The following is a 20,497-nucleotide window of genomic DNA, read 5'->3' as shown; positions in this document are numbered from 1 at the left end:
GGTTATTCTCCCCGTGAGTCAGCGTTATCTTTCTTCTGCTGACGCCCCAGTTCACGAACCGCCATCACGCTGACACCGGCAACCAGTCCTACTACGCCACCAAGCAGCCCAATCGCCCCGGCAGAAATATTGCCGCCTTCTTTCATATTGACGTCAGGTTTCTCGGAACGCGGTGTTTGGTTTTCCACATGAGCAAGCTGGTGAATACCTTTATGGAAACCGACACCTTCTTCGTTACAGCCGTAGCAAGGGTGACCGATAGCCACCGGCCACACGCCGCCAACATCGCAGAATTGCAGCGTTGAGCAGTTGCCGTAGGTTTCTGGTCCTTTACAGCCCAGATGGTAGAGGCACCATCCTTCACGGTGACCTTCATCGCCAAACTCTTTAGCAAAACGACCTGCATCGAAGTGCGGGCGACGTTCGCAGTGTTCGTGAATCAAACGACCATAGGCAAATGTCGGACGGTTTTTGGTATCCAGCTTCGGCGGCTTACCGTAAGTGATGATATGCGCGACCGTTGCAAGGAAGTTGTGCGGGTTCGGAGGACAGCCGGGGATGTTGATGATGGTTTTGCCTGGCAGAACTTCCTGCAAGCCGACGGCACCCGTTGGGTTAACGCCAGCAGCAGCAACACCACCCCACGCGGCACAAGAGCCGATGGCAATGATAGCGGCAGCGCCTTCTGCGGCCCGGCGGATGTGATCTACGATCGGCTCACCGGCAACCATGCAGTAAATACCATTGTCTTTCAGTGGGATAGAACCATCTACAACCAAAACATATTGCCCTTTGTACTTCTCCAGAGCGTTATGTTTATTCTCTTCGACCTGGTGGCCGAAAGCGGCAGAGAGTACCTCATGGTATTCCAGAGAGATTGTCTCCAGAACGAGGTTTTCCACTGTAGGGTGTGTCGCGCGAAGTAGCGATTCAGTACAACCCGTACACTCCTGCGCACCAATCCAGATAACCGGTGGACGCTGAGGACGAGAAACTGATTCGGCCATTTCTGCGGCGGCTTTGCTACTGAGCCCCATGGTAGCGGCCAGTGCTGCACAAAGCTTCATGAAATCACGGCGATTGATGCCGTTCGAATTGATGAGAGAGTTATCTCCAGTCATTTTATAGTTATTCCGTTGCGAAGACCTGGCTTTTATTTTGCACCTTTCGCATGTTGCATATTGCGATCGGCGCGCCATTTACCACACTTTTTATATGGTTATGTGCATTATAATACTTCGGCGGAGCAACAAAACGAAGGCGTAGGTCAATAGTGTAATTAATTAAAGCAAGATAATACCCCTTTCGGATCAAGCTTCGAGACGATAGCCAGCCATGAAAAAACGAATTGTTGTACTGGACTGGTTCTCTTTAAAGAAATCCATAACCATCTCTTTATCCAGCCCATAGCGACGCGTGAGGATCCCCGCTTCCCACGCGCTGAGCTGTCGATCGCCCGTTTTTTCAAACATTCGATGAGAAAATCCCAGCACAAAACCGCGTTTATAATCAGCACAAAAATTGGCCGCCGTGCGTGCGCTATCCGCACTTGACGCGTTTAATCCGGCCATCAAGCCTTTTCCAAAATGGTTGTCCATGCATAACCTCCAATCGCTATATAATAAATTATATAGCGATTTTTTAAGCAAAGGCCAGAGGTATCACGTACTTTTTTATGCCCGCTTAAAAGGACACCCATTCATCCTTTTTAGCGGCCGCAGACGTTTTGCTGTCTGCTGAAGGGGAAGCGGTACTGGCCGCGGCGTACTGCACATCGTTTGCTGAAAGACGGAACTGTTGTACCGAGCGTTGCAGCTCTTCCGTTTGCCGTTCAAGCGCCACAGCCGCGGCGGAAACTTGCTCTACCAGCGCGGCGTTCTGTTGCGTTACGCTGTCCATCTGCGTGATCGCCACGCTCACCTGCGAGATGCCCTTATTCTGTTCTTCTGAGGCAGAAGCAATTTGCTTCATGATAACGGTCACTTCGGTGGCTCCGCGCAAAATTGCCTCCATGGTTAATCCCGTCTCTTTAACCAGTCGAGCGCCCTGATCGACGCGACGCGACGATTCGCCAATCAGCGTCTCAATCTCTTTCGCCGCCCCGGCGCTACGGCTGGCGAGGTTACGCACCTCACCGGCAACAACGGCAAAACCACGCCCCTGCTCACCTGCTCTGGCAGCTTCAACTGCCGCGTTCAGCGCCAGAATATTGGTCTGGAAGGCAATACTATTAATAACAGACGTAATTTCCGCGATCTGTTTAGAGCTGGCGGCAATGCCGTCCATCGTCTCAACCACTTCTGAAACCAGGCTGCTCCCTTTACCTGCCGTCTCTGTCGCCGTATCGGCAAGCTGGCTGGCTTCACGCGCGTTTTCGGCGTTCAGTTTTACCGTTGCGGTCAGTTGCTCCATGCTGGCAGCGGTCTCTTCCAGCGCCGCAGCCTGCTCCTCAGTACGCGATGAGAGATCGTTATTGCCGGTGGAAATTTCCGTAGCCCCTCGCCAGATGTTGTCACTACCTGAGCGAATTGTGCTGACGGCTTCGCGCAGGCTGTCCTGCATCGCGCACAATAACGGCACCAGTTGGCCCACGCAGTTACGGCCAAAATCTTCGATTGGATGGCTGAGATCGCCCTGAGCAATCTGTTGGAACTGTTGGCGGATACGTCCCAGGGGTTTCACCATCATGGCGACGAGGTAACGGTCTGTGAAGAACAGGAGGGCAATACCGAGGATCACGGCGGTAATAATTAGCGTCCGGATGATAGACGTTTTGCCATCGACCATGACGCGCGTGGTATCAAGCCGCTTACCTGCCGTGGCGTTAAAACGTTCGGCACTGGCGCCAAATTCACGGCTCAGCGCTGGCGTAACGGTGCTGGCATGCTCCGCAAAGGCCGTAAGCGTGCCCTGCTGCGCCAGTTGCATTTGCGGAATCACCCCGTTATCCAGCAGCGCCTGCCACTTCGCCAGTACCGCCGCGGCAACGTCCGGATCCATAGGCCCCGGAGACAACGTTTTCATCTCCTGGAGTTTTTTGCTCATATTATCCAGGGACTGCTGCGCTGGTGCAAAATCAGGCGTTCCGCCGCTCATTTTGACATCCATGGCGCGACTTAAGCGCGTTACGAAGCGAAAATACTGATCGTTCCCCTGACTGAGCACCGTCATCTGATGGACAAGATGACGGTCAATATCATTGCCTTCAGATATTTTTGATAAAGAATGAAGACTGAATAAACCCACGCCCGACCAGAGCAGGCAAAAAAGTCCCAGTATTGCCAACATGACAATACGAATAGTGAAGTTTTTCAGCAAACGCATAATAATTTCCTTGCCGTTGATGAGGAATTCGCCATCAGGCGATACTTATCCTTGTTATCGGCAGGCAACAGAGAAGATATAATGCATTCTTTATTTTTTTACTTTCTTAAGTATATCCAATATTATTTACACTATATCAACATGAATGCTAATGAAATTAGCTAGCATTATTATTCAGATAATTAACCTGAAGCATTAAATAATCCCTTGTTTTCTATCGTAAATATTTGTTAAACCATGCAAGAGTACGCTCCCAGGCCAAATCAGCGGCAGCATTATCATAACGCGGTGTCGAGTCATTATGAAAACCATGATTAACGCCGGGATAGATATATGCCTCATAGACTTTCTTATTGGCTTTGAGCGCCGCTTCATAGGCAGGCCATCCCTCATTAATTCGGGTATCTAATTGCGCATAGTGCAGTAATAAAGGCGCTTTGATTTTAGGGACATCTGATGCAGGAACCTGACGCCCATAAAAAGGCACTGCGCAGGCCAGTTCAGGAAAAACAACGGCTGCGGCATTCGATACGCCGCCACCGTAGCAAAATCCGGTGATACCCACCTTTCCCGTCGCGTCTGAATAACGCTGCATAAATTCAATGGCGGCAAAGAAGTCGTTCATCAGCTTTACGGGGTCAACCTGCTGCTGCAACTCCCGACCTTTATCATCATTGCCAGGATAGCCCCCCACTGAACTTAATCCATCAGGCGCGAGTGCAATATAGCCCGCCTTCGCCACCCGCCGTGCCACATCCTCAATATACGGATTCAGCCCACGATTCTCATGCACCACCACTACCGCCGGAACTTTCCCCGTCGCTTTCGCAGGTTTAACCAGATACCCACGCACATCACCATGCCCTTCAGGTGAAGGATAAGTCATGTATTCCGCCAGGATATCAGGATCGGTGAACTCCACCTGCGTTGCGAGGGCATAATTGGGTTTCAACACATTGAATAATGCCAGCGCCGTCATACCACCGACTGCATATTTCGCAGCAAGATTGAGAAACTCGCGTTTCGTTATTTTGCCATGAGCGTAATAGTCATAGTAGTCGAGCAATTCTTGCGGAAAGTCTTTGGCAGTTAGACGCGGCATGGCAGCACTCCAGATCGATGTTTTTTTAAGCAAAGCACAGTGGTCTGTTTTTGCCCAGTTTTTCATTCCAGTGTGACCTGGTGAACGGGATATTCATCATGAACCCGCTAGAATAGAAACGTTGTTTCGAAATTCACCTGCACTAAGGAGATCTCATGGACTGGTTTGCCAATCCTGAACGTTACGAGCAGATGCTCTATCGCTACTGCGGGCGCAGCGGTTTACGTTTACCCGCGCTATCGCTGGGTTTGTGGCACAGTTTTGGGCACGTTCAGGCGCTGGATTCACAGCGCGCTCTGCTGCGTAAAGCATTTGATTTAGGCATCACGCATTTTGATTTAGCCAATAACTACGGGCCGCCTCCGGGCAGCGCAGAAGAGAATTTTGGCCGATTACTGCGCGAGGATTTTGCACACTATCGTGATGAACTGATCATCTCCACCAAGGCAGGCTATGACATGTGGCCAGGGCCATACGGTTCTGGCGGTTCGCGCAAATACCTGCTCGCCAGCCTCGACCAGAGCCTGAAACGCATGGGCCTCGACTATGTCGATATCTTCTACTCGCACCGCGTTGACGAAAATACGCCAATGGAAGAGACCGCCTCAGCGCTGGCCCATGCGGTGCAAAGCGGTAAAGCGCTGTATGTCGGCATCTCATCCTATTCCCCGAAGCGTACGCAGAAAATGGCCGAGCTGATGCGGGAATGGAAAATTCCGCTGCTGATCCACCAGCCTTCTTACAACCTGCTTAACCGTTGGGTAGACAGCAGCGGTCTGCTGGATACGCTGGAATCCAACGGCATGGGCTGCATCGCATTTACGCCGCTGGCCCAGGGGCTGCTGACGGGGAAATACCTCAACGGCATTCCGGAAGGTTCACGCATGCAGCGTGAAGGGAAAAAAGTTCGTGGGCTGACGGAAAATATGCTGACGGAAGAAAACCTTAACAGCCTGCGTTTGCTCAATGAAATGGCGCAACAGCGCGGACAGTCGATGGCGCAAATGGCCTTAAGCTGGCTGCTGAAAGACAACCGGGTGACGTCGGTATTAATTGGCGCCAGCCGACCGGAGCAACTGGAGGAGAACGTTCAGGCGTTGGCTAACCTGACGTTCAGCGCCGAAGAACTGGCGCAGATCGATAAGCATGTCACGGATGGTAAACTGAACCTGTGGCAGGCCTCATCTGACAAATAGCCGTTTGTAACTCTGTGCCGGGAAGCGGCGTTAGCCTCCCCGGCACGTAACAGGGCCAGCCAATCCCTTCACACCTCTTCCGCTTTGATCTCTGGACGTTGAAATTCCGGCCACACCAGCGCGACAAGCGCAGGATAAGCCTCCAGACTGAACTCCCTGAAGCACTGGCGTAAGTTAAGCACATCCAGATCGGCATGCGGGACTTTCTCACCGCTCAGACAGCGCTTTTTTATATTGTCGTAATATTTATACACCGCAGAGTTGAGATCGCTACAACGCCGCTGTGCATCAAATAGCCCTGGCGTCTCATTTAGCTCTACCATTGTCATCCGCTTGATCGTGGAGTGGATAAAATCGATATATTCGTGATTAACGCGCCAATACCATACTGGGGTAATCGAATTCATCAGTACCGAAAAATGATCTTCCCCCTCTTCTTTACTCAGCATTTCCGGCTGGTTTTCAGAGTGCCCATTTTCTGCATATCGGTTTTTATTTGCACTGCGCATCAACAAAAGTACCCCGCAGGTAAGCAATAGCAGGGTAATAACAGAATAAAATATACTGTTCATATACTGGCTCCATTTTTTTTGATTTTAAAATTACGCCATGCTATTGTCAACGCAGCCTGGTTTATTTAGAACAACATATCATTGGCATCAAAGGATATTTCAACATGCTTCCCGAGCATCTTGTTCCCTCGCGTTTTCACTTATCCAGCTCATCTACTAATACCCGTCCCGCAGATAATAGTGAAAATTTGACTCAGGGAAAGAGAACATTAAGTGATTATGAACCCGATATTTTGATTAGCTCTACCGCTAACGGCCAGGCGCGCAATATGTTATTTGAAGAGTGCGATCGCCATTTAAAAGAGCGCCTGTTTCGTGCCGCAAAAATTGAGTCCTTCACTCGCCTGCTCAATTCACTACAAGCGGAAGGCGACATTAATGCTCAAGAATTAAGTAAAATTTTATCGACAAAAACAGCCAGCGTAAATGAACAGGGCAATAAAATTTGGCTTAATTTAATTACGCGTGAGACCAGCGATCCTATTTTTTATTCTCTGGAAGAGAAATAAAATGAAAGATGTTGAGGATAATAATGTTTATTTGGCTTTAGATGACCATAAAAGCGATGAGTTTGTCTTAAAGCAAAATTTGGCCGTATTGATTGCCAATAAAAATGCGACGTTGGAAAGCGTTGCCCAGGAGATGGTCTCTATTCCCGCCGCGCTGGTGCGGATGAAATGGCAAAATCGTCGCGAAATTTATGCGCTACAGGCTAAAGAAGAGATCTATGGCGCCGCGATTGAAGCCATTATGGAGCAGCAACCAGAACTACGGGACAAAATCATGGCCCGGCTGGAGAGCACATACCAGCATATACTCAAGCGAGAAACAGCCACCTTACGCCTGACGCGTAAACTGTCTGAAGGAAACTACGAACCCACCAGGATAACGGCAGTCGCACTGGATGAGGACAGATAAGGGCGTGTGGGGAGAGTTGAATCAGGAGAGGAAGGCCGGGTAAGGCAACAACCATTACCCGGCAATCAGGATTACTTCGCTTTCACGGTCTCTTCACCGACCAGACCAATCTTCAGGAAACCCGCCTGATGCAGCGTATCCATAACTTTCATCATGGTTTCATAATCGACGGTTTTATCCGCACGGAAGAAAATCGTGGTGTCTTTCTTCCCATCGGTCAGCGTATTTAATTCGCTAATCATGGTGTCATCCGTCACCTGATTGTTGCCAATAAACATACTCTTATCGGCTTTAACAGACAGGTAAACCGGTTTTTCCGGACGCGGCTGCGGCGTGCTGGTGGAAGCCGGGAGATTCACCTTCACATCCACCGTTGCCAACGGTGCGGCCACCATAAAGATGATCAATAAAACCAACATAACATCGATAAACGGCGTCACGTTGATTTCATGCATTTCACCGTTATCGTCCAAGTTTTCATTAAAGCTCATTGCCATGGAACATTATCCTACACGTAATTTCTGCGCAGCACGTACCGGATGGGCAGAAGCGCTAGCGTTCAGGTCCAGATCGCGACTTTGCAGCAACAATACCTGTGCCGCGACATCGCCCAGCATCGCTTTATAGCTGCCAATCTGACGTGCGAAAATGTTGTAGATAACGACCGCAGGAATTGCCGCGATCAGACCGATCGCCGTCGCTAACAGTGCTTCTGCGATACCCGGCGCAACAACGGCCAGGTTGGTCGTTTGGGTTTGTGCAATGCCGATGAAGCTATTCATGATCCCCCATACGGTACCGAACAGACCCACAAATGGAGAGATAGCCCCGATGGTGGCCAGGTAGCCGTTACCACGTCCCATATGACGACCTACCGCCGCCACACGACGCTCCAGACGGAAGCCGGTACGCTCTTTAATACCTTCGTTGTCGTCGCTGCCTTCTGACAATTCCAGTTCGTTCTGCGCTTCGTAAATCAACTGTGCGCCCAAGCTTTTGCCATCAAATCCTGCAGCAATCTCATTTGCCTGGTCTAAAGAGCGGGCGTCCGCCAGCAGTTGCTGTTCACGCTTAAGGCGGCGTTTCTGAGTAAAGAACTCAAGGCTCTTACTAAAGAAGATAGCCCAGGTGACCACTGATGCCAAAATCAGCCCAATCATCACGCACTTAACCACGATATCGGCGTGCTGATACATACCCCAGACGGAAAGATCCGTCTGCATCAAATTATTACCCACTCTGTATCTCCAGGACGCAAATCACAAAATCTGAGCGTAATGATATCAAAACGACGTCGAATTGATAGTCGTTCTCATTACTATTTACACATTGCCGCACCTTTGGTTTCTTTTCCTTGCGCTTACGCAGTAAAAAAGTCACCAGAAGCATTTTGAGATTATTTTCTACTGTATGACCGTTCTGCAGGATGCGTCATCTTTGATTCATGGTAGTTTAGACATCCAGACGTATAAAAACAGGTAAGACGACATGGCAGATAAGCAACTTGAAACCAAACTCGTTCACGCAGGACGCAGTAAAAAGTACACGCTGGGCGCGGTAAATAGCGTGATCCAGCGCGCTTCTTCGCTAGTGTTTGACACCGTAGAGGCCAAAAAGCAGGCTACGCACAACCGTGCTAACGGTGCGCTTTTCTATGGACGTCGCGGAACCTTGACGCATCTTTCCCTGCAGGAGGCAATGTGTGAACTGGAAGGCGGCGCGGGTTGTGCGTTATTCCCCTGCGGCGCGGCGGCCGTTGCCAACACCATCCTCGCCTTTGTGGAACAAGGGGATCATGTGCTGATGACCAACACCGCCTATGAACCCAGCCAGGATTTCTGCACCAAAATTCTCGGCAAACTCGGCGTGTCCACCGGATGGTTCGATCCGCTGGTTGGTGCCGATATTGTGAAGCACATACAGCCGAACACTAAAGTCGTATTTCTGGAATCTCCCGGCTCTGTCACCATGGAAGTACATGATGTTCCTGCTATTGTTGCCGCCGTCAGAAGCGTCGCGCCGGATGCGATCATCATAATTGATAACACTTGGGCTGCCGGGGTGCTGTTCAAAGCGCTGGATTTTGGCATCGATATTTCTATTCAGGCTGGCACCAAATATCTGATTGGCCATTCCGACGCCATGGTCGGCACTGCGGTAGCTAATGCCCGTTGCTGGGATCAACTGCGCGAAAATGCCTATCTGATGGGGCAAATGCTGGACGCCGATACCGCCTATATGACCAGCCGCGGACTGCGTACGCTAAGCGTTCGCCTGCGCCAACATCATGAAAGCAGCTTAAAGGTCGCCGAGTGGCTGGCCAGCCATCCGCAGGTCGCCCGCGTGAACCACCCCGCGCTGCCCGGCAGTAAAGGCCACGAATTCTGGAAGCGTGATTTCACCGGCAGCAGCGGACTGTTCTCATTTGTATTGAATAAGAAACTAAATCATGAAGAGCTGGCCGCGTATCTGGACCACTTCAGCCTGTTCAGCATGGCCTACTCCTGGGGCGGTTTTGAGTCGCTGATTCTCGCTAATCAGCCGGAACACATTGCGGCAATCCGTCCGCAAGGCGAGGTGGACTTCAGTGGAACGCTCATCCGTTTGCATATCGGTTTAGAGAATGTTGACGATCTGATTGCCGATTTGGCCGCAGGATTTGCCCGAATCGAGTAAAATTGCCATAGATGGACATATATGCAGACACTTCTGGTGGAAAAGTCTGCAATTGTTGCGTCCGGGATCAAGGCATCCCGGACAATTCAGGAGTACAATCCACACATAAACGCTGTTCCACAGGAAAGTCCATGGTAGTCATTCAAGATATTGTCTCCGCGCTTTGGCAACACGATTTTGCCGCGTTGGCGGATCCGCACGTTGTGAGCGTGGTGTACTTCGTAATGTTCGCCACACTGTTTTTAGAAAATGGCCTGCTGCCTGCCTCCTTTTTACCCGGAGACAGCCTGTTATTGCTGGCAGGGGCGCTGATCGCTCAGGACGTGATGAGTTTTATACCTACCATAGCTATTCTGACTGCCGCAGCCAGTCTGGGCTGCTGGCTGAGCTACATTCAGGGACGCTGGCTGGGCAACACGCGGACGGTAAAAGGCTGGCTGGCGCAATTACCTGATAAATATCATCAGCGCGCTACCTGCATGTTTGACCAACACGGGCTGATGGCACTGCTGGCTGGGCGTTTCCTGGCATTCGTTCGTACCTTGCTGCCAACAATGGCGGGAATTTCGGGCCTGCCAAACCGTCGGTTCCAGTTTTTTAACTGGCTGAGCGGTCTGCTGTGGGTCACCGTCGTCACCGGCTTTGGCTATGCGCTGAGCATGATCCCGTTCGTCAAACGCCATGAAGATCAGGTGATGACCTTTTTAATGATCCTGCCGATTGCCCTGTTAACCGCGGGTCTGTTGGGAACCCTGTTTGTCGTGATTAAAAAAAAATACTGTAGCGCCTGAGCATTAACCGTAGGCCGGGGTTCCCCCGGCATTTTCGCCTGATGACGTTTCGCTTATCAGGCCAGCGCTGAGCAAGTTTAACTCCCCTGCATCATTCGAATTCTGGCTGCATCCTCCCCCGGCGTTACGCCAAAGAAACGTTTGAATTCCCGACTGAATTGCGATGCGCTCTCATAGCCGACGCGCATGGCAGCCGCACTGGCCTTCATCCCGTCGTGGATCATCATCATCCGTGCTTTATGCAGACGATAGCTCTTCAGGTATTGCAGCGGCGACGTGCTGGTCACCGCTTTAAAATTATGATGAAGCGCCGACACGCTCATGTTCGCTTCTGCCGCCAGCTGTTCGACATTGAGATTTTCGGTGTATTTGGTTTCAATGCGCTTCAGCACCCGGCTTATCAAACTGAAATGCGTCTGGCGGCTGACCAGCGCCAGTAATGCGCCGCCGCGCGGCCCGGTCAGCACATGGTAGAGGATCTCGCGAATAATCTGTTTCCCCAGAATACGCGCATCCAGCGGTCGCTCCATCACATCCAGCAGGCGCTCAGCGGCGCAAAGAATTTCGTCAGAGAGCGTCGCGGAGTTGATCCCGCTGGCCGCCATGGCGGGCTGGAACAGCTCATCTTCCCCAATGTCCATCAACAGCTCCTGCAATTGCAGAATATCGACATTCAGGTAGATACCGGCCAGGGGAACCTCCGGCGTTGCATACGTTTCACATTCAAAGGGTAACGGTACGGTTAGCAACAGGTATTCGTTGGCGTCATAACGAAATACACGTTCATTGATATAACCAATTTTATGTCCCGAAAAGAGAAATATGATTCCTGGCTGATACATTACCGGTGTACGCGCTGCCGGCTCAGTGCCGTGCAGCAGGCGGACATCTGGCAGCAGTTCGCTGAGTTTATTTTCATTGTTTTTCAGCTGCTTAATTTTTTCTGTCAGCAGAAGGCAGATCTCATCACGGTTCATAGAGCACCATTTCATCATCGGTTTGCAACCCTGACATAATGCGCAGATTTATCCGTTTTCTCCAGCAGTCTGTAGAAATGGGCAAGACATCGGCAGAAATGAGCATTGAGAGCAGCGCGGCTGACGACCACAATGTTCATCATCCGGCAGACACTCTCCTGCCCTCTTTTTTACCCACATAAGGGAACGAGCAATGAACAACTTTAATCTCCATACCCCAACCCGCATTCTGTTTGGTAAAGGTGCGATTGCTGAGCTGCGCGATCAAATCCCTCAGGATGCTCGCGTATTGGTTACCTATGGCGGCGGTAGCGTGAAAAAAACCGGTGTCCTGGCACAGGTTCAGGATGCGCTGAAAGGCCTGGACGTGCTGGAGTTTGGCGGTATTGAGCCGAACCCGTCTTATGAAACGCTGATGAACGCGGTAAAAATCGTGCGTGATGAGAAAGTGACGTTCCTGCTGGCGGTAGGCGGCGGTTCGGTGCTGGATGGCACCAAATTCATCGCGGCTGCGGCACAATACGCTGACGGCATCGATCCATGGCGCATTCTGGAAACCCACGGCAACGACGTAACAAGCGCTATCCCGATGGGCTCCGTATTAACCCTGCCAGCAACCGGCTCTGAATCTAACTCCGGCGCGGTCATTTCGCGTAAAACCACCGGCGATAAGCTGGCCTTTATGACCCCATTTGTGCAGCCGGTATTCGCCGTGCTGGATCCGGTTTACACCTATACCCTGCCGCCGCGTCAGGTTGCGAACGGCGTCGTAGATGCCTTCGTACATACCGTTGAGCAGTATGTGACTTATCCGGTTGACGGGAAAATTCAGGATCGCTTTGCTGAAGGTATTCTGCTTACGCTGGTAGAAGAAGGCCCGAAAGCATTGCAGGAGCCGGAAAATTACAACGTGCGTGCGAACGTTATGTGGGCGGCAACCCAGGCGCTGAACGGTCTGATTGGCGCAGGCGTACCACAAGACTGGGCAACGCATATGCTGGGCCACGAACTGACCGCAATGCACGGTCTGGATCATGCTCAAACATTGGCTATCGTTCTGCCAGCGCTGTGGAATGAAAAACGCGATACCAAACGTGCCAAACTGCTGCAATACGCAGAGCGTATCTGGAATATCACCGAAGGTTCCGATGACCAACGCATCGACGCCGCTATTGCCGCAACCCGCGCTTTCTTCGAACAAATGGGCGTACCGACTCGTCTGTCTGACTACGGCCTGGACGGTAGCTCCATCCCAGCGCTACTGGAAAAACTGCAAGCGCACGGCGGTACGAAACTGGGCGAACATCAGGACATTACGCTCGAGGTCAGCCGTCGGATTTACGAAGCTGCCCGCTAAGGTTTTTTCACCTCCGCCTTTCATTTTTGGGTATTTATATTCTAAATAATTCGAGTTGCATAAAGGCGGCAAAGGAGAGAATCCCCAGGAGCTTACATAAGTTAGTGACTGGGGGTGAAACGACAAACCTGCCGGGAGCAGATTTGAACGCTGCTTGCAGCGGACCTGAAAGGGTGAGGCTCATGGATGGGCCGCGTAATAAAGCCAACGCATATGCAGCTTGAAGTATGACGAGGATAGGCCAGACTTAAGTCACACCTAACTTACCGGGGCTTGCCTCGGTAAACTCAATTCAGGGGAGGAATTATGACCGGTCCAACCATTATTAAACTACAGGATGGTAACGTCATGCCGCAGCTGGGCCTGGGGGTCTGGAAGGCAAGTAACGAAGAGGTCATCACTGCCATTCATAAAGCGCTGGAAGTGGGGTATCGCTCAATTGATACCGCTGCGGCGTACAAAAACGAAGAAGGTGTCGGCAAAGCAATACGCGATGCGGGCGTACCGCGGGAAGAGTTATTCATCACCACCAAGCTATGGAATGATGACCAGAAACGTCCTCGGGAAGCCTTGCTCGAAAGCATGGAGAAACTCCAGCTCGATTACCTCGATCTTTATCTGATGCACTGGCCGGTTCCGGCGATCGACCACTACGTTGAAGCGTGGGAAAGCATGATCGATCTGCAAAAAGAAGGGCTGATTAAGAGCATCGGCGTGTGTAACTTTCAGATCAATCATCTCCAGCGACTGATGGATGAAACCGGCGTACCACCGGTGATTAACCAGATAGAACTTCATCCGCTTATGCAACAGCGCCAACTGCACGCCTGGAACGCAACGCATAAAATCCAGACCGAATCCTGGAGCCCGCTGGCGCAGGGCGGCAAAGACGTCTTTGATCAAAAGATCATCCGCGATCTCGCAGAGAAATATGGCAAATCACCGGCGCAGATTGTCATCCGCTGGCATCTGGATAGCGGCCTGGTGGTTATTCCGAAATCAGTCACCCCTGCGCGTATCGCAGAAAACTTTAACGTCTGGGACTTCCGCCTGGATAAAGATGAATTAGGCGAAATCGCAAAGCTCGATCAGGGCAAACGTCTGGGACCAGACCCGGACCAGTTCGGCGGTTAACCCCTTCTCTCCTGCCCGACATCTCGTCGGGCCTTTACTGATTTGAATTTCGGCGTAGACCACGTGCACAGCTAATTGAGTCCCATGCGATCTGCCCCACTGGAAGCCGATTGAATCGCAGCAGAACCAATTTTTCGAGCAGTATGAAGGATATCTGTCGTCACACGATCATGAACGGGCGGATGATGCAAAACTGGCCGCATTAGCGGCCAGAATTCGTGAGGCATAATTACTGAGCACTTCTGCCAGATGGCACCTTATCCGGCCGACTGTCTTTCAGGCCCGGTAAACATTTCACTCCCGGGCAAGACAGATTAGCGCCCAGCTACTTTCCCACGTTTTTTGTTCGCGGCGGGCGTCTGGCGCTGATGCGCCACAGGCGTGTGCTTGGTCAACGCCGGACGGGTATGACGGTTCTGGCGACGCGCTTCGCGCATCTCTTCCAGCGTAGGCGCCGGAACCAGACATTCGCGACGACCACCGATCAGATGCTTTTTCCCCATATCTTCCAGCGCCTGGCGGATTAACGGCCAGTTGGCTGGGTCGTGGTAACGCAGCAGCGCTTTATGCAGACGACGCTGTTTATCACCTTTCGGCACCACCACGTCTTCACTCTTGTAACCAATTTTACCCAGCGGGTTTTTCCCGGTGTAATACATGGTTGTGGAGTTCGCCAATGGTGATGGATAGAAGTTCTGCACCTGATCCAGACGGAAACGACGTTGCTTCAGCCACAGCGCCAGATTCACCATATCCTCGTCACGCGTCCCAGGATGCGCAGAAATAAAGTACGGGATCAGGTACTGCTCTTTACCGGCCTGTTTAGAGTAGGTGTCGAACAATTCCTTAAAGCGATCGTAGCTGCCCATCCCCGGCTTCATCATCTTCGACAGCGGGCCTTCTTCAGTATGCTCTGGCGCAATCTTCAGATAGCCGCCCACGTGGTGGGTCGCCAGCTCTTTGATATAGCGCGGATCTTCGACCGCGATGTCATAGCGCACACCTGAAGCGATAAGGATCTTTTTAATGCCTTTCAAATCACGCGCACGGCGATAGAGGTTAATCGTCGGCTCGTGGTTGGTATCCATATGCGGACAGATATCCGGGTAGACGCATGACAAACGACGGCAGGTTTGCTCCGCACGCGGTGACTTACAGCGCAGCATATACATGTTCGCCGTTGGGCCGCCGAGATCGGAAATCACGCCGGTAAAGCCCGGAACGGTGTCGCGAATAGCTTCGATTTCATTGATGATCGAATCTTCAGAGCGGCTCTGGATAATGCGGCCTTCGTGCTCGGTGATCGAACAGAACGAGCAGCCGCCAAAACAGCCACGCATAATGTTGATCGAGAAACGGATCATCTCATAGGCCGGAATGCGGCTGTCGCCATACGCCGGATGCGGCACGCGCTTGTACGGCAGCGCAAAGACGCTGTCCATTTCTTCGGTAGAGAGCGGAATGGCTGGCGGGTTGATCCAGATGTAGCGATCGCCATGCTTTTGCATCAGCGCACGCGCACAGCCTGGGTTGGTTTCGTGGTGCAGGATGCGCGACGCATGTGCATACAGCACTTTATCGCCCTTCACTTTTTCGAAGGACGGCAGCAGCACGTAGGTTTTTTCCCACGGTTTCGGGCGCGGCGGCTGTACGGTTACCGCTTTCGCTTCCTGCTTTTTCGGGGCGACAGGTTTGTTGTCGGCACACGGCAGATCCTCGCCGTATGGATGCGGGATCGGGTCAATTTTGCCCGGCGTGTCGAGACGCGTGGAATCCACCCCACTCCAGCCCGGCAGCGCTTCTTTAACCATAATCGCGGTGTTACGCACGTCGCGGATCTGATCGATAGTTTCACCCATCGCCAGACGATGCGCCACTTCCACCAGCGGACGTTCGCCGTTACCGAACATCAGCATGTCGGCTTTTGAATCCACCAGCACGGAGCGACGAACGGTATCAGACCAGTAGTCGTAGTGCGCGGTACGGCGCAGGCTGGCCTCAATACCGCCGAGAATAACCGGCACATCTTTCCATGCTTCCTTACAGCGCTGGGTATAGACCAGCGTCGCGCGGTCCGGGCGTTTGCCCGCCACGTTGTCTGGCGTATAAGCATCGTCATGGCGCAGTCGGCGATCGGCGGTATAACGGTTGATCATCGAATCCATGTTGCCTGCGGTTACACCAAAGAACAGGTTCGGTTTACCCAAACGCATAAAATCGTCTTTGTTGTTCCACTCCGGCTGGGCGATAATCCCAACACGAAAGCCCTGCGCTTCCAGCATACGGCCGCAAATTGCCATGCCAAAGCTGGGATGATCGACGTATGCATCGCCGGTAACCAGAATGATGTCGCAGCTATCCCAGCCAAGTTGGTCCATTTCGTCGCGTGACATCGGCAAAAATGGTGCCGGGCCAAAACAGGCAGCCCAGTACTGCGGCCAGGAGAAAAGGTCTCTGTCCGGCTGGATCAGGGATATTGCGCTCATAGTGCTTCCAAAAATGGTAAAAAAATAATCAAAGGCCGGGGATTATACGCTGTATGTCGGCAAGAAATGAAGTGGAGTCTGAGTCGGACAAGTAGAAAGTGATTTAAATTGTTAAATTTTACGACGCCCATTTTTATCATTCATAATTAACACCATGCCGGCCAGCTGAGATAACTCTTTTTCGGCGGGGGATTTTTCATTGCGACTCAACGATTCACTGCATATTTCCCAGTTACGGGTAGTTGTTCACCTGTGCGGATTTCTGGTTCTTCTCTACAGCTTCTCCATGCTGCCGCCGATGGCCATTGCTCTGTTAAATAAAGAGCGGAGCTTTTTCGCTTTTTTCAGCACATTTATGACGTTCTTTACCCTCGGCGGTGGAGCGTGGCTGGCAACCAAACATGCAGGTATTCAACTACGAACCCGGGATGGCTTCGTCATTATCGTCCTGTTCTGGCTGCTGTTTTCGTTTATCAGCGCCATGCCGATGTGGATGGACGATGGCTTAAATCTCTCCTTTGCCGATGCCCTGTTCGAAGGGGTTTCCGGGATAACCACCACTGGCGCTACGGTAATTGACGACGTCAGCGCCTTGCCGAAATCGTATCTGTATTATCGGGCTCAGCTCAATTTTATTGGCGGCCTGGGGGTTATTGTCCTTGCCGTGGCGGTATTACCCCTGCTGGGTATTGGTGGTATGAAGCTGTATCAGTCTGAAATGCCAGGTCCCTTTAAAGAAGAACGCCTCACGCCAAGGCTTGCTGATACCGCTCGTACGCTGTGGCTGACCTACGTCATTCTCGGCCTTATTTGTACTCTGGCCTACTGGATTGCCGGGATGTCGTTTTTCGATGCCTTATGCCACGGGCTGTCGACGGTCTCTCTCGGCGGATTTTCTACCCGTAGCGAGAGCATCGGCTTTTATAACAGCCACGCTATTGAGTTAGTCGCCGGACTGTTTTCACTGCTGTCTGCGTTTAACTTCACCCTCTGGTACGTAGCTATTGTGAAACGTACCTTTAAGCCCTTTCGTCGTAATGCCGAGCTGCGTTTCTTTCTGCTTATTGCGCTGGTTGTCACCTTGATCGCCACCTGGCAGGTCTGGCGGGCGGGTATGTACGGGATAACGGACAGCCTGGTGCATGCCTTTTTTCTGGCCAGCTCCATGCTGACAGATAATGGCCTGTCGACGGCGGATTATGCGCAGTGGCCTTCGCACACGATCTTCATGCTGCTCAGCGCCAGTTTCTTCGGCGGTTGTGTCGGCTCGACCTGCGGGGGGATTAAGGTGCTGCGTTTTTTGATTATGTTCAAGCAATGCCGTCAGGAGTTACATCAGCTCGCGCATCCTCGCGCCCTGCTGAATATCAAAGTGGGCAATAACGTGGTAAGCGACCGAGTAGTGCGTTCGGTATGGAGCTTTTTCTTTCTCTACGTTTTATTTACCAGCTTTTTTATCTGGGCGCTCAATCTGATGGGCTACGATCTCTTCTCCTCATTCGCCACCGTTGCCGCCTGCATCAATAACATGGGGCTGGGATTTGGCATCACCGCAACGACGTTTGGCACCTTAAACGAGGAGGCAAAACTTCTGATGTGCGCGGCCATGATCATGGGGCGTCTGGAGATTTACCCCATTCTGATCCTGTTCTCGCGCATGTTCTGGCGGGCGTAACGGAAACTCCGGCGCATTACGGCGCCGGGTTCACCAACATCTGTCCGATCGAGCCACGATCCGCCATTTCCAGCGTCTGACTGTTAAAGTAGAACGGGAAATGAGCCCAGGAAGGTTGTCCGTAGTAGACCAGTAATTCAACCTGGCCGTCGACCCAGACGGTATCTTTCCAGCCCCGGTCTTCCGGGAACGGCATTGCGCCATTCACATTACGGATCAGGAACGAGACGCCTTCGATATGGAAAGACTGAGGCATATCCGCTCGTACCGTCCAGCGCTCCCAGGAGCCCTGCTGAGCGGTAATATCCATGCGGTTGACGTCCCACAGCTGACCGTTGATGCCGGGATCGTCATCCAGACTGATATCACGGCTGCGAATCGGTGAACCACTGAGGATTTCCGTTGGCAGCAGGCGCATTGGCAGACTGTCGGTCACCAGCGGCAGGAGGCCGGTCGGGCGCAGCGTCAATACCAGCGTGGAGATGAGAATACTGGAAGGCTCAAAGAATCCGCGGATCCTGTCGACAATGCTGGCCGCCTCACCACAGGTGATAGAGACCTCATTTCCGTTAGTCATATCCACCAGGATCTCACGGCGCTCGCCAGGCGCCAGCGAGAGCTGCTTCACCGAAACGGGCGCAGGTAAAAAGCCCTGATCGCTGGAAATCACATGCAGCGCGCGGCCATCGCTCATTTGCAACTGGTAACGACGCGAGTTTGAAGCGTTCAGCAAACGCAAACGCACCCAGCCGCGAGAGACTTCGACATACGGGCTTTGCGCCCCGTTGACCAGCAGCGTATCACCGACAAAACCACCGCTGCCGGGTTCGCTGTACTCCGGCGTACCAAAGTTGTCCAGACGCTTGTCCTGGATAATGATCGGAAAATCATCCACGCCGTAGTGGTTGGGAATAGACAGTGATTTACTCACTTCATCTTCAATCAGCCACATTCCGGCAAGACCGTTATAAACCTGCTGGGCAGTACGATTTGGCGTATTGGCGTGATACCACAGCGTAGCGGCATTCTGACGAATCGGCAGCACTGGTGCCCAGTCTGCATTAGGGGACATCATGCGCGCCGGGCCGCCCATCAGCGGGCCTGGCACCTGTAATCCAGCGACAGTCATCGAGACATTTTCAGTCAGACGGTTGCTGTAGATAAGCTTGACGTCATCCCCTTTCCAGACGCGGATCGTCGGTCCCAGGTAGCGACCGTTAATCCCCCAGACAGGTGCGCGCGTGCCTTGCGTGAAGGACCAGTGGGCGCGTTGCAGCGTCATAAATAACGGCTGCCCCCGACGGGACTCCAGCAGCGGAGGTACGGGTAACGGTTGTTGCTGACCGGCAGCATTAGCCTTCAGCGGAACAGCACCTGCACACAGTGCGATCCCCGATGCCTGAATGAACTGACGCCGACTGAATGACATATAAACTCCATGAAAAACTGGCGATTAACACGCAGGAAATCTTTTCCTGTAACAAACCCGAATTGCGCGGATTAAACCTTACCGGCGGCTTCCCGCTCAGCAACTTCTTTATCGAGTTCTGCGATTTTTTGTTCCATCAGCGTACGGCAATGCGCTGCCAGTTCACGAACCTGATCTTTCCCAAAATGGCTAATATCTACCGGTGGCAACATCTCTACAATCGCCAGACCATTATTGAGTCGGTTGAGTTTTATCTTGTTCGAGGTAGTTGAAACGCACACCGGAATAACCGGGACACCCGCCGCAATCGCCGCATGAAACGCGCCGGTTTTAAACGGCAGCAGACCGCGACCACGGCTGCGCGTTCCTTCCGGGAACATCCAGATAGAAATACGACGTTTTTTGAAATGATTCACCACCGCCGCAATGGTGCTGTGCGCTTTGGTACGGTTGTTTCTGTCAATCAGCAGGTTGCCGGTTAACCAGTACAGCAGCCCGAAGAATGGGATCCACAACAGGCTTTTTTTGCCTACCGTCACCGTCGGCGGCTGAACGATATTCGCAGCGGTAACCATGTCATAGTTGTTCTGATGATTACAAATATAGATAGCATTACCATAGTTCTGCGCGTCTGCCGGCATGCGGCACTCAACCTTCAGGCCATAAAGGGGAGCCAGGCGGCCAAACATATGACCGAACGTTGCGACGTGTTTTGGATTTCGTGGGCTGAACAAACAGTATATGCAACCGAAAATACAGACCAGAACGCAGTAAATAACAGTAATGATTAAACGAAAAATATATAGCATAACAACCTCTGAGGCCTAAGAGCCTGGCATTTTACGTCACCTGATTCATCA

The 20,497-nt window shown here is 52.0% G+C and carries 19 protein-coding genes and 1 pseudogene; 9 read left to right on the top strand and 11 right to left on the bottom strand.

The window, feature by feature from the left end:
* Positions 1 to 2: 2 nt before the first annotated feature.
* The 4 genes from hybO to yghX all read right to left on the bottom strand — a co-directional run bounded on the left by hybO (position 3) and on the right by yghX (position 4,426).
* Positions 3 to 1,121, bottom strand: coding sequence for a hydrogenase 2 small subunit (gene hybO / locus HV314_RS03690; protein WP_016154493.1), 1,119 nt, complete (start codon positions 1,119 to 1,121; stop codon positions 3 to 5).
* A gap of 189 nt (positions 1,122 to 1,310) precedes the next feature.
* The gene (locus HV314_RS03685; protein ID WP_016154494.1) at positions 1,311 to 1,598 is read right to left on the bottom strand and encodes a DUF2623 family protein; all 288 of its coding nucleotides are present in this window, start codon (positions 1,596 to 1,598) and stop codon (positions 1,311 to 1,313) included.
* A gap of 85 nt (positions 1,599 to 1,683) precedes the next feature.
* Positions 1,684 to 3,324, bottom strand: coding sequence for a methyl-accepting chemotaxis protein (locus HV314_RS03680; protein WP_181547358.1), 1,641 nt, complete (start codon positions 3,322 to 3,324; stop codon positions 1,684 to 1,686).
* A gap of 214 nt (positions 3,325 to 3,538) precedes the next feature.
* On the bottom strand, positions 3,539 to 4,426 hold the full coding sequence (yghX, locus tag HV314_RS03675; protein ID WP_181548086.1) for a YghX family hydrolase: 888 nt from the start codon (positions 4,424 to 4,426) through the stop codon (positions 3,539 to 3,541).
* Between the two features lie 155 nt (positions 4,427 to 4,581).
* Here yghX and HV314_RS03670 point away from each other — a divergent pair, with 155 nt between their 5' ends.
* Positions 4,582 to 5,622, top strand: a complete 1,041-nt coding sequence (locus tag HV314_RS03670) for an aldo/keto reductase (RefSeq protein WP_181547356.1) — start codon at positions 4,582 to 4,584, stop codon at positions 5,620 to 5,622.
* A 68-nt stretch (positions 5,623 to 5,690) separates the two neighbouring features.
* On the opposite strand, the gene HV314_RS03665 is transcribed toward HV314_RS03670, so the two are convergent.
* On the bottom strand, positions 5,691 to 6,194 hold the full coding sequence (locus HV314_RS03665) for an ESA_00282 family adhesion-associated protein (protein ID WP_016154498.1): 504 nt from the start codon (positions 6,192 to 6,194) through the stop codon (positions 5,691 to 5,693).
* 104 nt (positions 6,195 to 6,298) lie between these two features.
* On the opposite strand from HV314_RS03665, the gene HV314_RS03660 reads away from it, so the two are divergent.
* Together HV314_RS03660 and HV314_RS03655 are read left to right on the top strand one after the other, a co-directional pair.
* Positions 6,299 to 6,703: a hypothetical protein gene (locus HV314_RS03660; protein ID WP_080859494.1), complete on the top strand. Its 405-nt coding sequence runs from the start codon at positions 6,299 to 6,301 to the stop codon at positions 6,701 to 6,703.
* 1 nt (position 6,704) lies between these two features.
* Positions 6,705 to 7,112, top strand: coding sequence for a hypothetical protein (locus HV314_RS03655; RefSeq protein WP_016154500.1), 408 nt, complete (start codon positions 6,705 to 6,707; stop codon positions 7,110 to 7,112).
* 71 nt (positions 7,113 to 7,183) lie between these two features.
* Here HV314_RS03655 and exbD read toward each other — a convergent pair whose 3' ends face one another.
* Together exbD and exbB are read right to left on the bottom strand one after the other, a co-directional pair.
* Positions 7,184 to 7,609 carry a TonB system transport protein ExbD gene (exbD, locus tag HV314_RS03650; RefSeq protein WP_016154501.1) on the bottom strand — a complete coding sequence of 142 codons (426 nt, stop codon included), beginning with the start codon at positions 7,607 to 7,609 and terminating at the stop codon, positions 7,184 to 7,186.
* Positions 7,610 to 7,615: 6 nt separating this feature from the next.
* Positions 7,616 to 8,350 (bottom strand): tol-pal system-associated acyl-CoA thioesterase, encoded by a 735-nt coding sequence (gene exbB, locus HV314_RS03645; RefSeq protein ID WP_075848586.1) that lies wholly within the window; start codon positions 8,348 to 8,350, stop codon positions 7,616 to 7,618.
* Between the two features lie 250 nt (positions 8,351 to 8,600).
* Here exbB and metC point away from each other — a divergent pair, with 250 nt between their 5' ends.
* Together metC and yghB are read left to right on the top strand one after the other, a co-directional pair.
* Positions 8,601 to 9,788: a cystathionine beta-lyase gene (metC, locus tag HV314_RS03640; RefSeq protein WP_181547354.1), complete on the top strand. Its 1,188-nt coding sequence runs from the start codon at positions 8,601 to 8,603 to the stop codon at positions 9,786 to 9,788.
* A 131-nt stretch (positions 9,789 to 9,919) separates the two neighbouring features.
* The gene (yghB, locus tag HV314_RS03635) at positions 9,920 to 10,579 is read left to right on the top strand and encodes a DedA family general envelope maintenance protein YghB (protein WP_016154504.1); all 660 of its coding nucleotides are present in this window, start codon (positions 9,920 to 9,922) and stop codon (positions 10,577 to 10,579) included.
* Positions 10,580 to 10,656: 77 nt separating this feature from the next.
* Here yghB and HV314_RS03630 read toward each other — a convergent pair whose 3' ends face one another.
* Positions 10,657 to 11,556: an AraC family transcriptional regulator gene (locus tag HV314_RS03630; RefSeq protein ID WP_181548085.1), complete on the bottom strand. Its 900-nt coding sequence runs from the start codon at positions 11,554 to 11,556 to the stop codon at positions 10,657 to 10,659.
* Between the two features lie 193 nt (positions 11,557 to 11,749).
* On the opposite strand from HV314_RS03630, the gene yqhD reads away from it, so the two are divergent.
* The 3 genes and pseudogenes from yqhD to HV314_RS03615 form a co-directional block, all read left to right on the top strand.
* Positions 11,750 to 12,913: an alcohol dehydrogenase gene (yqhD, locus tag HV314_RS03625; protein WP_003838168.1), complete on the top strand. Its 1,164-nt coding sequence runs from the start codon at positions 11,750 to 11,752 to the stop codon at positions 12,911 to 12,913.
* Between the two features lie 306 nt (positions 12,914 to 13,219).
* Positions 13,220 to 14,047, top strand: a complete 828-nt coding sequence (dkgA, locus tag HV314_RS03620) for a 2,5-didehydrogluconate reductase DkgA (RefSeq protein ID WP_016154506.1) — start codon at positions 13,220 to 13,222, stop codon at positions 14,045 to 14,047.
* A 48-nt stretch (positions 14,048 to 14,095) separates the two neighbouring features.
* A pseudogene (locus HV314_RS03615) lies at positions 14,096 to 14,276 on the top strand (hypothetical protein); the annotation flags it as partial.
* Positions 14,277 to 14,361: 85 nt separating this feature from the next.
* Here the strand turns inward: HV314_RS03615 and HV314_RS03610 are convergent.
* Positions 14,362 to 16,533 carry a YgiQ family radical SAM protein gene (locus HV314_RS03610; RefSeq protein ID WP_003024532.1) on the bottom strand — a complete coding sequence of 724 codons (2,172 nt, stop codon included), beginning with the start codon at positions 16,531 to 16,533 and terminating at the stop codon, positions 14,362 to 14,364.
* Positions 16,534 to 16,732: 199 nt separating this feature from the next.
* Between HV314_RS03610 and HV314_RS03605 the strand changes: the two genes are divergently transcribed.
* Positions 16,733 to 18,208: a TrkH family potassium uptake protein gene (locus HV314_RS03605; RefSeq protein WP_049283273.1), complete on the top strand. Its 1,476-nt coding sequence runs from the start codon at positions 16,733 to 16,735 to the stop codon at positions 18,206 to 18,208.
* 16 nt (positions 18,209 to 18,224) lie between these two features.
* Here the strand turns inward: HV314_RS03605 and ftsP are convergent, their stop codons facing one another.
* Positions 18,225 to 19,637 carry a cell division protein FtsP gene (gene ftsP / locus HV314_RS03600; protein ID WP_016154508.1) on the bottom strand — a complete coding sequence of 471 codons (1,413 nt, stop codon included), beginning with the start codon at positions 19,635 to 19,637 and terminating at the stop codon, positions 18,225 to 18,227.
* A 71-nt stretch (positions 19,638 to 19,708) separates the two neighbouring features.
* A complete protein-coding gene (gene plsC, locus HV314_RS03595) occupies positions 19,709 to 20,446 on the bottom strand; it encodes a 1-acylglycerol-3-phosphate O-acyltransferase (RefSeq protein ID WP_016154509.1) in 738 nt (245 codons plus the stop codon).
* Positions 20,447 to 20,497 lie beyond the last annotated feature (51 nt).

It is taken from the genome of Citrobacter sp. RHBSTW-00887 (assembly GCF_013728095.1).
In the GTDB taxonomy this organism is placed as follows: Bacteria; Pseudomonadota; Gammaproteobacteria; order Enterobacterales; family Enterobacteriaceae; genus Citrobacter; species Citrobacter braakii.
Note: the sequence above shows the minus strand (reverse complement) of the source record. Positions and strands in the feature narration are given on the sequence as shown.